Here is a 12462-nt window from a genome sequence, read left to right as displayed (position 1 = left end):
CAGGCCCGCACCGCACCGGCGGCGGCCGCGGCATACGACTCGATTCCGGCCCAGGTGCTCGGCGCGACGGGATGGCCGGGCAGGCTGATCGAGCGTCCGATCAGGTCGTCGACCTCCGGGCGCGGCTGCTCGCGCGGACGCGTGTCGTCGAGGTCGGCCCGCACGACATCCAACCGGGTGGCGCCGTCGGAGAGGAGTCGCGCTGCCGCGGTCGTGGCCGCCTCGTCCCGCCACGGGGAAAAGGCCCACGAACTCACCAATACCGAGGTCATGCCGCTGATTGTCCCCGCTGCGGGCGCCCGGTCGGGGACAGGGGCGGTCAGGACCGCGTGTCACAATGCCCGTTGTGCCTTTGCGTGTCCCTGCTACGCTCCCCGCCCCTCCCCGCCGCCGAAACCCCCGTCGCGGCGCCCTGATCGCCGCCGGCGCCGTTGCGGTCATCGTCAGCCCCGTGTTGGCGAGCGCAGGCCCGGCCGCCGCGGACGGCGAGCGGACTGCCGGCCCGGTGCAGGTGGCCGCGCTGACGTGGACGAAGCCGACCTTCGTGCGCACGATCGGCGCTCGTGGGTCCGCGGGGCTGTATGCGTGGGGCGTGGCCTACAACCCGGTCACCAACCAGACCCTCGTCGGCGACTACCGCAACTTCCAGATCCGGCGCTTCAGCAGCGGCGGCACCCTGCTCGGCTCGTTCTACCGGCCCGCCTCCTCCCGGCGCGGGGTGCCCGAGGGACTGGCCGTCGACCCGCGCGACGGCTCGGTCTATGTCTCCGACCACTCCAAGGACAACCGCGGCTATGTCGCGAAGTTCTCCAAGGACGGCAAGTTCATCTGCGAGTTCAAACTGACCTCCACCTATCAGGCGTGGATGGCGATGGACGCCAACGGCTACCTCTACGTCAGCGATTCCCACGTCTGGCACAACTCCACCAACCCGCCCCAGGTACGCAAATACTCCCTCAACGACACCACCGCCACCGCAACCGAGGTCGCCCACTTCGGTTCCTACGGCTCCGGCGTCGGCGAGATCCGGCAGATCACCGGCCTGGCGATCGACGACAAGACCGGCAAAATCGCCGTCGCCGACACGATCAACAAGAAGGTCAACGTCTACGACGGCAGCGGCCGCTTCCAATACACCTTCGCCGGCGGGGTCTTCAAGGGCGACCTGCGCGGGGTGGCTATCAATGCGAGTTCGCGGGTGGCCTATGTCGTCGACGCCAGCGCCGGACAGGTCGAGCGCTTCAATGTCGACACCGGCGCCTCGCTCGGGCATTTCGGGTCGCTCGGCACCGGCGCGGGCCAGTTCGCCGACGGAGGCCGCCAGATCGCCATCGACGGCAGCGGCAATGTGTGGGTGGCTGACTACGGCAACACCCGCGTCCTGAAGTTCACCGCCACCGGCGGGTTCATCGGTGCTTACCCCAACCCGCCCCAGAACGCGCCCAAGGGGTCGTTGGCCCTCGTGCGCGATGTGGCGATCCAGCCCTCGACGAGACAGATCTTCACGATCGAGCAGGACAACCACAGGATGCAGGCCTTCCGGCCCGACGGCACCCCGGCCGGGATGTGGGGCCGACGCGGCACCACCCCGCCGCTCGGGTTCAACTACCCCCGCGGCCTCGGCATCCAGCCCGGCAGTGAGCGGTTCTGGATCTCCAACACCACCGAGCACCAGATGCGCGTGCTCAACAAGGACAAGTCCCTCGCCTTCAACCTCGGGCTGCCGTCGGGCAGCCCCGCGAACCACTACAACGAGCCGATCGACGTCGAGTTCGGCAACGGCCAGGTGTATGTCGGCGACGACGCCGACCGGAATGTCAAGATCCTCAACGCCCAGACCGGGCAGGAGGAGGGCCGGCTCAATGTCGCGGGGGCGGGGGTGGCCGTCGACCCGGCCACGGGCGACATCTTCGTCTCGTCGTGGCGCGACCGGCGCATCTACCACTACACCAAGAACGGTGGGCAGGGCTCACCTGCGGTGATCGGTTCGGCGGGCACGGGCGCCGGGCAGTTTCAGAAGCCCTGGGACATCGACATCGTCGGCGGGATCATCTACGTCACCGACGCGACCCGCAATGTGCTCGTGGCGTATGAGCGTGACGGCACCTTCCTCGGCGAGCTGGGGTCTGCCGGCACTCGGCCGGGCCAGTTCAACAACCCCTCCGGCCTGACCCACGACGCGGCGGGCAAGATCTATGTCGCCGACGCCGGCAACGACCGGTTGCAGGTCTTCGACACCAAGGGCTGGGTCAAGTCCGACGCGAACCCGCCGTCGGTGTCGATCGCGGCGCCCGGAGCGGGCGCTACGGTCGGATTCCCCGTCACGATCACCGGTTCGGTCACCGACAACCTGCGCAATGGCACGGTCGAGGTCGCGGTCCAGGACCGCAAGACCAAGCTGTGGTGGGACGGGCGCATCGCCACGTGGAGTGCGACGAAGGTCTACATCAATGCCGGCATCAAGGGCGGGGACATCAGGAACCAGCAGTGGTGGTTCCCACTGATCGGCGCGCAGGCGCGTGCCGGGTATGCCGTGTCGGTGCGCGGCGTCGACGGGGCCGGCAATATCGGCTCGGTCGTCACCCGCTCCTTCAACACCGGCAGCTGACCCCGATGCTCCGGCGCGGCCTCAGCCGGCCGTGGCGGATGAGCACGTCGGCGGCGGCGAGAGTTCGGTGAACTTGTCGCCGATGACGAGGTCGATCGTGCTGTCGGTCCGCTTGTCGTTGACGAACTTCGCGTCGTTGAGGGCGAGCCGCACGGCCCTGGCGAAGGGGACGCCCGGCGTGCCGTAGCGGATCTCCCCTGTGCCCTTGACCTTCTTCTTGAGGGGGTCGTTGTCGATCTCGACGACCGAGTAGCCGCGTTCGCGTAGTTGACCGGCCACTTTCGCGGCCAACCCGGGCGTCGACGTGGCGTTGTAGACGTTGACCTTGGCGTCGGAGACCTTGGCGATCGGCTTCTGCGCGGTGCCCGTCATACAGTCGCTGGCCTTGGCGGACTCCGGGCTGGTGTCCTCCTGGATGTAGGAGTAGGCCTTGTAGAAGGCGCCACCGAGGAAGGCCAGGGCCAACAGGAGCACCACGGCGGCGCGGATCTGCCGGACCCGCCGGGGAGTTCCGGCGGTGAGCTGAGCGGCCATTGCTCTGCGGGCTTCCTCTCAGGAGCGTGCGGGCCGGGTCGGACCACGGACTACATTGACTGCGTGACTGAAACACCTTCCCAGACCCCGCCCGCGGATGCGAACGGAGACCAGGAGACGGCTACCGCCCCTTCCGACGCCGCATCGGCGCCGCAGGTTGGGTCCCCGGCTCAGCCATCCGTCAAGGGTAGCGTCGCCGAGAACGTGGATGCGCCGGCGGACGGCGGCGCGGCGGGTAACGCTCTGGCATCGGAGATCCGCGACGGCTACGCCTTCGAAGGCCCGGCCATCCAGTTCGGTGCGGCGGTCGTCGACGGGCAGGTGTATGCCGACGCTCCCATCCGCATCCCCCTCGCCGTGATGAACCGGCACGGGCTGGTCGCGGGGGCGACCGGCACCGGCAAGACCAAGACGCTGCAGCTGATGGCCGAGCAGCTGGTCGAGCAGGGGGTGTCGGTCTTCCTCGCCGACATCAAGGGTGACCTGTCGGGTATGGCCAGTCCCGGTCAGCCCAACGACAAGATCACCGCCCGCGCACAGGACGTGGGGATGGCGTGGACCCCCACCGCATACCCCGTCGAGTTCTTCTCCCTCGGCGGCTTGGGCAAAGGGATCCCGATCCGCGCCTCGGTGTCGACCTTCGGGCCGGTTCTGCTGTCGAAGGTGTTGGGGCTCAACGCCACCCAGGAGTCCAGCCTCGGGCTCGTCTTCCACTACGCCGACACCAAGGGCCTGTGGCTCGACACGATCGAAGACCTGCGGGCCGTCATCCAGTTCCTCACCAGCGACGCCGGCAAGGCCGATCTGAAGGAGTTGGGCGGCATCTCCTCCGCGACGGCGGGGGTGATCCTGCGGGAGCTGATCAACTTCTCCGCTCAGGGCGCGGACGTCTTCTTCGGCCTGCCGGAGTTCGACACCAACGACCTGCTGCGGGTGGCCTCGGACGGCCGCGGCGTGCTGTCGATGCTCGAATTGCCGGCTGTGCAGGACCGGCCGGACCTCTTCTCCACCTTCTTGATGTGGCTGCTGGCCGACCTCTTCCACGACCTGCCCGAGGAGGGCGACCTCGACAAGCCGAAGCTGGTCTTCTTCTTCGACGAGGCGCACCTGCTCTTCAACGAGGCGAGCAAGGACTTCCTCGACGCGATCGAGCAGACGGTCCGACTGATCCGGTCCAAGGGTGTCGGCATCTTCTTCGTCACCCAGTCGCCCAAGGATGTGCCCGCCGATGTGCTGGCCCAGCTCGGCAACCGGGTCCAGCACGCCCTGCGGGCCTTCACGCCCGACGACCAGAAGGCGCTGCGGGCGGCCGTCAAGACCTACCCGCACACCCAATACGACCTCGAGGAACTGCTGACGAGCCTCGGCATCGGCGAGGCCGTCATCACCGTGTTGTCCGAGCGGGGCGCGCCGACGCCGGTGGCGTGGACTCGCATGCGGGCCCCGCAGTCCCTGATGGACCCCTCGCCCACCGAGCTGATCGATGCGGCGGTGAACGCCTCGCCGCTGACGCCGAAGTACCTCACCGCGACCGAGCGCGACTCGGCGTCGGAGATGCTCGGCAAGAAGGTCGCCGAACTGGACGCCGCGGCCGCGGCGGCCGCCCAGGAGGCCGAGAACGCCAAGGTCCGCGAGGCTGCCGCCCGGCAGGCGGAGAAGGACCGGCTGGCCGCCGAGAAACAGGCCGAGAAGGACCGGGAGGCGGCCGCGAAGGCCGCCGCCAAGGAGGCCGCCGCAGCGGAGAAGGCGGCCAGGGCGGACGAGCGGCGCCGTGAGGAGGACCCCGGCGTGGTGGCCTCCGTGGTCAAGTCGGGTGCCTTCAAATCGATGCTGCGTTCGGCCGGCACCGTCATCGGACGCGAGATCACCCGCTCGATCTTCGGCACCGCGCGCCGGCGCTGACGCGCCGCCCGCTCGCCCGCCCACTCAGGCCAGGAGTGCGGTGATGAGCGCGATGACCGTAACGCTGCCCAACGTGGTGACCAGAATGGTGTCGCGGCAACTCGGGCTCGGCTTTCGTTCTCGGGCCTGGAAATAGGCTGGCCCGGGGACGAAAACCTGGCCCGTGTCACCGACAACCAGGCCCGGCAACGACAGCCAGGCCCGACAGTGCGCGGCACGTCCAGTTCATCGAAGGACTGGACCCCGTTCGTCCCTGACGCATCACTACGCTTACCGCAGTTGCCCATCGGCAGGGGGTGCTGCACCGAGCGCCGACGCAACAGGCCAGCCCAACGCCAGCAAGACAGTGACGGTGCCCGAGAGATGTCCCGACGTTCCGCCCCCGCGCGCTCCGTGCTCGCGCTGCTTCTCACCGCGCTGACGGCATTCGCCGTCGCGGCCGGCGCCGGCCCGGCCACGGGCTCGGCCTCCGGCTCGGTCTCCGGCTCATTCTCCGGCGAGGCCCGAGCGGGGTCGGTCACCTCCTATGTGGCGGAGCGCATCATCGGGGCGCCGTCGTTCCCCGGGGTGGCCGCGTGGGGGCTCGCCTACAACCCGGTCAGCGACGAACTCATCGTCGGCGACTACGTGTCGCGACAGGTGCGCCGCTACACCCGCGGCGGGATCTACCTCGGCGACCTGCGCAACGCCGGCAAGACCATCGGCGGCGTTGCGTCGGCCCTCGGCGTCGACCCGCGCGACGGGGCGATCTACGTCGCCGTCACGGGGGAGGGGCGCTCGTCGCTCGATGTGCGTAAATACGACAAGGAAGGCAACTTCCTCTTCGACCTCGACATGCCCGGGGCGGCCACCTGGCTGACCGTCGACCACGACGGCAACCTGTGGGTGCCGGAGGGGTTCTCCGGTTCGGTCGTGCGCAAGTTCACCGTGGACGACGCCACCAAGTCGGCGCAGCTACAACTGCTGATCGACAAGGCCGGTCCCGGCACGACGCTGAAGGTGCTCACCGGTGCGGCCGCAGACGCGGCGGGCAATATCTATGTCGCCGACGTCGGCAACAAGGTGATCCACTCGTGGACCTCGACCGGGGAGTGGCGTTTCGACATCGGCCCGGACCCGATCCGCGGCGACCTGCGCGGCGTGGCCATCGACGACGAACTGGGTCGCATCTACCTCTCCGACGCCGTCTACGGCGGCATCCGCTACTGGGACATGGACGGCAACTACCAGGGCGTCATCTCCGGCCTCGGCCTGCAGGACGGCGAATTCACCGACGGTGCGCGGCAGATCGCCGTCACCCCCGACCACCACGTCTACGGCGCGGACTACGGCTCGTTCCGGGTGCAGGAGTTCCTGCCGGACGGCACATTCGTCAAGGTGTTCCCGGACCCCGTCATGCGGCCCGACCCGGCCGGCATCTCGCAGGCGCGCGGCCTGAACGTCGACCCGGTCACCGGCGATGTCGTGACCGTGGACGCCTTCGGGCAGCGCGCGAACCGGTATTCGGCCCAGGGCGAGCTGCTCGACCAGTACGGCCGCCGCGGCTCCAGCCCGCCGGAGGGCATGAACTACCCCAAGGCCGTCGCCGTCGATCCGGCGACCCGCGACCTTTGGGTGTCGAGCTTCGAAGGACCTCCGGGCGTGGTCGGCTACACCTTCGACTTCTCGTCCGTCGTCGGCCGGCCGAACATCCCCCGGTGGGTCGGTGACCTGGAGTTCTTCGGCGGCAAGCTCTATGCGCTCGAACGCCGCCCGGGTGCGGTGCGGGTGATCGACCCGAAGAACTCGAAGGTCGAACGGACGTGGCTGACGAGCGTCGGCCTGCTACACGGCCTCGCCGTCGATCCCAACAACGGCAATATGTGGATCACCCACGACTTCAAACCCGTGATGTATGTCGTCACGCCGGCCGGGCGGATCATCAGGACGATCACGCTGCCCGGCGTGGGCTGGGGAGTGGCGATCAAGGGCGACGAGGTCGTCGTCGCCGACACCACCACGGGGTACCTCGACGTCGTCAGCCGCACGACCTACGCCGTCAAGGGCAAGATCGGCAAGGGCAACGGCTTCGGTTTCGGGCAGCTCAAGACGCCCTCCGGGCTGCAGTTCGGACCCGACGGCAAGCTCTATGTCATGGAGCAGGTCAGCTCCCGCGTGACCGTCTTCGCTCCCGGCCCCGCACCGGCCGCGGAGACGGTCAGACCGGTCGTCAAGATCGACGCCGGGCCGATGGTGACCGGAGGGCAGATCGTCCTCACCGGCAAGGCCACGGACGCATCGGGCATCGCGTTCGTCGAGGCACGTGTCAAGGACCTCGCCACCGGCCGCTTCTACGACGGGAAGGCTGCGACCTACCTGGCGACCTCGACCTGGTCACCCGGCGTGGTCTGGGGCGACCTGAAGGCGGCGTCGTGGCGCTACACCGTCCCCGCCACGCTGCCGAGCCGCTCGTATGCCGTGACCATCCGCGCCACCGATCGGCGCGGCAATATCTCTCTGCTGCTCAACCGCACCGTCGCCGTCCCGTAATCACCCCGGCACCGTAATCACCCCGGCGCCGCTTCGGCGGGTGGGAACCAGCCGGCCCGATCGGCGACCGGCTCAGTGCTGAGTGGCCTTCAGGGTGTCGGTCAGGGCATCGAGGACGCCGACGTCCTCGATCGTCCCGGGGATCGAGGGCACCTTGCCGTCGGCGATCTCACGCATCGTCTTGCGCAGGATCTTGCCCGAACGCGTCTTGGGCAGGGCGGCGACGATGTCGACCTGCTTCAGCGACGCCACCGCACCGACCTCGTCACGAACCCGCTGGATCAGCTCCTTCTTGATCTTCTCGCCCTCGAGATCGGGGTCGTAGCCGCCCTTGAGCACCACCAGCCCGCGGGGGATCTGGCCCTTGAAGTCGTCGTGCACCCCGATGACGGCACATTCGGCGACGGCCGAGTGCCCGGCGAGGGCGGCCTCGATCGAGCCGGTGGAGAGCCGGTGGCCGGCGACATTGAGGACGTCGTCGGTGCGGCCCATGACGAACACATAGCCGTCCTCGTCGATCATGCCACCGTCGCCGGTGAGGTAATAGCCGGGGTAGGCCGACAGATAGCTCGTGACATACCGCTCGTCGTCCTGCCACAGCGTGGGCAGCGTGCCGGGCGGCAGCGGCAGCTTGATCGCGATGGCGCCGTCCTGGCCGCGCGGGGCGTCCTGGCCGTACTCGTCGAGGACTTGCACGTCATACCCCGGCACTCGCACCGATGGGGACCCGGGCTTGATCGGCATCGGGTCCAGACCGCGCAGGTTGGCCGCGATCGGCCAGCCGGTCTCGGTCTGCCACCAGTTGTCGACGACCTCGCAGTGCAGCACGTCGTTGGCCCAGTGGTAGGTGTCCGGGTCGAGGCGCTCGCCGGCGAGGAAGACATTGCGCAGGTGGGAGATGTCGTGCCCCTCGAGCAGCGCCGCCTTGGGGTCGTCGCGCTTGATGGCCCGGTATGCCGTGGGCGCGGTGAACATCGCCACCGCACCGTATTCGGCGATGATCCGCCAGAAGGCGCCTGCGTCGGGGGTCCCGACGGGCTTGCCTTCGTAGAGGATCGTCGTCGCGCCGGTGAGCAGCGGGGCGTAGACGATGTAGGAGTGGCCGACCACCCAGCCGACGTCGGAGGCGGTGAACCACACCTCGCCCGGCTTGACGTCGTAGACGTTCTCCATCGACCAGCGCAGGGCGACCGCGTGCCCGCCGTTGTCGCGCACGATGCCCTTGGGCCGGCCCGTCGTGCCGGAGGTGTAGAGGATGTAGAGCGGGTCGGTCGCCGCGACCTCGACGCAGTCGACCGGGTCGGCGCCCGCCATCAGTTCGTTCCAGTCGATGTCGCGGGCGGTCATCTCGGCCTCGGCCTGCGGGCGCTGGAGCATGACGACCCGCTCGGGCTTGTGCGTCGAGCGCTCGATGCCGGCGTCGAGCATCGGCTTGTAGGGAATGGTCCGGTTGGGCTCGATGCCGCAGCTGGCCGAGACGACGACCTTGGGGGCGGCGTCCTCGATCCGGGCCGACAGCTCGGCCGGCGCGAACCCACCGAACACGACTGAGTGGATGGCGCCGAGGCGGGCGCAGGCGAGCATGGCGATGACGGCCTCGGGCACCATCGGCATATAGATGACGACCCGGTCGCCCTTCTCGATGCCGAGGTTGCGCAGGCCACCGGCGAACCGCGAAACCTGTTCCAGCAGTTCACCGTACGTGTACTCGGAGCGGTAGCCCGTCACGGGCGAGTCGTAGAACAGTGCGATCTGCCCGCCCCTCCCGTCGCGCACGTGCCGGTCGAGCGCGTTGAAGCAGGTGTTGAGGGTGCCACCGGCGAACCACCGATAGAACGGCGGGTTGGAGTCGTCGAGCACCTTCTCCGGCGGCGTGATCCACTCGATCGACTCGGCCGCCTTGCCCCAGAAGGCGCTCGGGTCGCTGATGCTCTGCTCGTATGCCGCCGCGTAGGCTCCATTGCTCATACCGCCATCGTGGCCCTCCCCTCTCGCTCGCGCCACCCCGGGGTGGATGACTTAGGTCAGCGGCCGGTATGCCGCGCCCAGCGGGGGCGCAGTCCGGTGACCCGAGCCGGTTGTACGGGCGCCGGCCCAGCTCGACGCCAGCGACTGGGGGAGCAGCCGTGGTCGCCGGCGCCGAGCCCCCCTGCTAAGGGCCGCCGGCTCCGGCATCGGGCCGTGACCCGGGGCGTCGCGGCCACGCGATGCTCGCATCGCGTTGCGCGGCAACGGCTTCCCGCACGGCGGGAGTCTGCGCGGCGACCCCGGCTGCGGTCATCGTGACGACCTCCCAGTGGTCGGGCACCTCGAGTGTTCGGCTCAGGCCCTCTCGCTGAGCACGTGATCGGGCGCGAACTCGCGGGGACTCCAACGCCGCAGCAGGACGGGCAACAGTGCGGATGCGTCCGCCGAGGAATCGCCGCCTGTCGCATCGCTATCGGCAACATCGTCAGGATGGGGAGTCTGCACGACCTGAGACAGTAGCCGGGCATGTCGGCTCTAGCCTGGACGTGGAAGGAGGCGGACGATGGCTGAGGCGACAGTCGGGGTGGTCGGCGGCGGGATCGTCGGGCTGGCCGTGGCGCGGGCGCTGACGAGGCGCCGGCCGGGGATCCGAGTGGTGGTCTACGAGAAGGAGGATCGCCTCGCCGCGCACCAGACGGGCCACAACTCCGGGGTCGTGCATGCGGGCATCTACTATGCGCCGGGGTCCGCCAAGGCCCGCCTGTGCACGCGCGGCCGGGGGCTGCTCGAGGACTACCTCGCCGAGCACGATCTGCCCTATCGCCGCTGCGGCAAGCTCGTCGTGGCGCTCGACAACGAGGAGCTGGGCCGCTTCGACGAACTGGCGCGTCGCGCCGGCGAGAACGGGGTCCCCGGGCTACGCCGGATCGACGCCGCCGAGATCCGCGAGATCGAGCCGTATGCCGTGGGCCGGGCCGCCCTGCACTCGCCCCGGACCGGGATCACCGACTACGTCGCGGTGGCCGAAGCCCTCGCCGCCGAGGTCCGCGCCGCCGGGGGAGCGGTCCACCTGGCGACTCCGGTCCGCGCGATCCGGGCCCGGGCGAGCGGCGTCGAGGTCGCCGTCCCCGGCGCCCGGCACGGCCTCGACGGCCTCATCGTGTGCGCGGGTCTGCAGTCCGATCGCGTGGCCCGTCTCGCCGGCGGCGCCCCCGATCCACACATCGTGCCCTTCCGAGGCGAATACCTCACTGTCGCAACGGAAAAGCAGGAGCGCGTCCGCGGCATGATCTATCCCGTCCCGGACCCGCGCTACCCCTTCCTTGGTGTCCATTTCACCCGCCGCGTCTCCGGGGAACTCCAGGTCGGCCCCAACGCCGTCCTCGCGCTAGCGCGCGAAGGCTACGGCTGGACCACGGCGAGCCTGCGCGACCTGGGTGAGCTGGCCGCATACCGCGGCATGTGGGGACTGGCGAAGGCGCACTGGCGCACCGGTTTCGAGGAGATGCGGGGGAGCCTGTCGTTGGCGGCATACATGCGGGCGGCCAGCCGCTACGTCCCCACCATCACGCGCGCCGACGTATGCCGCGGCGGCGCGGGGGTGCGCGCCCAGGCCGTCGGCGCGGACGGCACGCTCGTCGACGACTTCGTCGTCGAGCAGGAGGACGCGATCACCTTGGTGCGCAACGCCCCCTCTCCCGCCGCCACCTCCAGTCTCGCCATCGCCGAGTATGTCGTCGACGGCCTGCCTGGCCGCTGACACATGCGAAAGGGCGAGCCGGGATCCGGCTCGCCCTTCTCGGCCATGCGGCTGGCGGAGGATGCGGGATTTGAACCCGCGAGGGGTTTCATCCCCAACACGATTTCCAATCGTGCGCACTAGGCCACTATGCGAATCCTCCGCCGGAGAGGGTACCTGAGGGCGGGGCCGCGGCCGAAATCGGCGGGGCCGGGTGCGGGGGCCGGTCGCCCCAGGCGTGGAGGCAAGGACACCCCGCGTACCTGGAAGAGCTCACTTACCCTTGCTGCATTCCTGCCCTGGGGGAGTTGGGTGAGGTACCACCACGCGGGGTGCCTGCCGCAAGTATAGGTGCCTGCTCGACGCAGCCGCGCATCACCGACGAGTGCGGGCCACAACCGGCGAGGTGGTTGACCAGGGCCCAGCCGGGGTCGGGGGTGACCACGGTCTGCGCGTCGCCCTGGTCCCACTCCGCGGCCGTCGCGGCGACCCGGTCGGCGGCCTCGGACGTGCCGTCGACATAGGCATGCAGCAGGCGCACGCCGTCGCTGCTCTGATGCGCGACCACCCGCCCGTCCGCCCCGAGCACCTCGCTGAGACGGTCTGCCATGCGGGCGGCCCGGAGACGTGCAGCGCGGTGAAGTAGATGACATCGGATCCTTGTCGTTCGATCGTCACCGGGAACTCGCGCACGGCGACGACGAGGGCCGCCAGGAGCGGCAACGAGACCGGCCAGATCGACCACTTCTTGTTGCTGATCAGGAAGCCGCAGCCGATGCCGAGGAAGGAGCCGAGCAGCACGAAGTTGGAGAAATAGCTCAGGTGCACGACGTTCGCGCCGAGCCAGCGGATCAAGGCCAGCTCGACGAAGAGCATGAGCGCGGCCGAGAGCACCAGCCGGCGGTCGATCGCCCCTGACGTGGTCGCAGGCTCGACCCGCGAGGAGGACGACGTCGTAGTCACGGGCGAGATGCTTTCAGACGGCCGGCTTGGGGCTAGGGAGGGCAGTACGAACTTTTCCGCCCGATGCCACTTTGTAGCGGTGCGCCTCGCGACATTCGCGATGCGTACCGATAAAAACCCGCCCGAAGCGTCAGGCGCCGGCGCAGGTGCCGCACCCGCCCGTGCCACAGGCGGCACCGGCGGCTCCGGCGGCCCCGTCACCGCAGCCGTCCCCGTCGGC

The 12462-nt window shown here is 69.4% G+C and carries 8 protein-coding genes, 1 tRNA gene and 1 other RNA gene; 4 read left to right on the top strand and 6 right to left on the bottom strand.

The genetic code is table 11. From position 1 onward, the window contains the following. Window positions 1-272 (bottom strand): hypothetical protein (locus tag BN11_RS23455; protein ID WP_201329223.1); only part of this gene is annotated, 272 nt, incomplete at its 3' end. Between the two features lie 74 nt (window positions 273-346). Between BN11_RS23455 and BN11_RS05525 the strand changes: the two genes are divergently transcribed. Continuing rightward, window positions 347-2608, top strand: coding sequence for an NHL repeat-containing protein (locus BN11_RS05525; RefSeq protein WP_162213169.1), 2262 nt, complete (start codon window positions 347-349; stop codon window positions 2606-2608). 21 nt (window positions 2609-2629) lie between these two features. Here BN11_RS05525 and BN11_RS05520 read toward each other — a convergent pair whose 3' ends face one another. Then, complete coding sequence (locus BN11_RS05520; RefSeq protein ID WP_048695514.1) at window positions 2630-3142, bottom strand: LytR C-terminal domain-containing protein; 513 nt, start codon at window positions 3140-3142, stop codon at window positions 2630-2632. A gap of 204 nt (window positions 3143-3346) precedes the next feature. Between BN11_RS05520 and BN11_RS05515 the strand changes: the two genes are divergently transcribed. Both BN11_RS05515 and BN11_RS05510 read left to right on the top strand, forming a co-directional pair. Then, the gene (locus tag BN11_RS05515) at window positions 3347-5044 is read left to right on the top strand and encodes a helicase HerA-like domain-containing protein (protein ID WP_048695511.1); all 1698 of its coding nucleotides are present in this window, start codon (window positions 3347-3349) and stop codon (window positions 5042-5044) included. A 363-nt stretch (window positions 5045-5407) separates the two neighbouring features. Continuing rightward, window positions 5408-7573 carry a hypothetical protein gene (locus BN11_RS05510; protein ID WP_157043986.1) on the top strand — a complete coding sequence of 722 codons (2166 nt, stop codon included), beginning with the start codon at window positions 5408-5410 and terminating at the stop codon, window positions 7571-7573. A 72-nt stretch (window positions 7574-7645) separates the two neighbouring features. Here BN11_RS05510 and BN11_RS05505 read toward each other — a convergent pair whose 3' ends face one another. Then, complete coding sequence (locus BN11_RS05505; protein WP_048695505.1) at window positions 7646-9541, bottom strand: propionyl-CoA synthetase; 1896 nt, start codon at window positions 9539-9541, stop codon at window positions 7646-7648. Between the two features lie 562 nt (window positions 9542-10103). On the opposite strand from BN11_RS05505, the gene lhgO reads away from it, so the two are divergent. After that, window positions 10104-11300: an L-2-hydroxyglutarate oxidase gene (gene lhgO, locus BN11_RS05500; protein ID WP_048695502.1), complete on the top strand. Its 1197-nt coding sequence runs from the start codon at window positions 10104-10106 to the stop codon at window positions 11298-11300. A 52-nt stretch (window positions 11301-11352) separates the two neighbouring features. On the opposite strand, the gene BN11_RS05495 is transcribed toward lhgO, so the two are convergent. The 3 genes from BN11_RS05495 to BN11_RS24610 all read right to left on the bottom strand — a co-directional run bounded on the left by BN11_RS05495 (window position 11353) and on the right by BN11_RS24610 (window position 12242). Continuing rightward, window positions 11353-11442: transfer RNA gene (locus tag BN11_RS05495), tRNA-Ser, on the bottom strand. 80 nt (window positions 11443-11522) lie between these two features. Next, window positions 11523-11619: signal recognition particle sRNA small type (ffs, locus tag BN11_RS21690), an RNA gene on the bottom strand. Between the two features lie 35 nt (window positions 11620-11654). Continuing rightward, the gene (locus BN11_RS24610; RefSeq protein WP_157043985.1) at window positions 11655-12242 is read right to left on the bottom strand and encodes a hypothetical protein; all 588 of its coding nucleotides are present in this window, start codon (window positions 12240-12242) and stop codon (window positions 11655-11657) included. Window positions 12243-12462: the final 220 nt, after the last annotated feature.

Source organism: Nostocoides australiense Ben110 (assembly GCF_001050535.1).
GTDB classification, from domain to species: Bacteria; Actinomycetota; Actinomycetes; order Actinomycetales; family Dermatophilaceae; genus Nostocoides_A; species Nostocoides_A australiense.
The sequence above is the reverse complement of the archived record's forward strand: the minus strand, read 5'-3'. Positions and strand labels throughout refer to the sequence as shown.

Bases quoted from the DNA above. Each gene is read 5' to 3' on its own strand.
- BN11_RS05520 (WP_048695514.1), bottom strand. From the start codon at position 3,142: ATGGCCGCTCAGCTCACCGCCGGAACTCCCCGGCGGGTCCGGCAGATC.
- BN11_RS05510 (WP_157043986.1), top strand. From the start codon at position 5,408: ATGTCCCGACGTTCCGCCCCCGCGCGCTCCGTGCTCGCGCTGCTTCTC.
- BN11_RS05505 (WP_048695505.1), bottom strand. From the start codon at position 9,541: ATGAGCAATGGAGCCTACGCGGCGGCATACGAGCAGAGCATCAGCGAC.
- lhgO (WP_048695502.1), top strand. From the start codon at position 10,104: ATGGCTGAGGCGACAGTCGGGGTGGTCGGCGGCGGGATCGTCGGGCTG.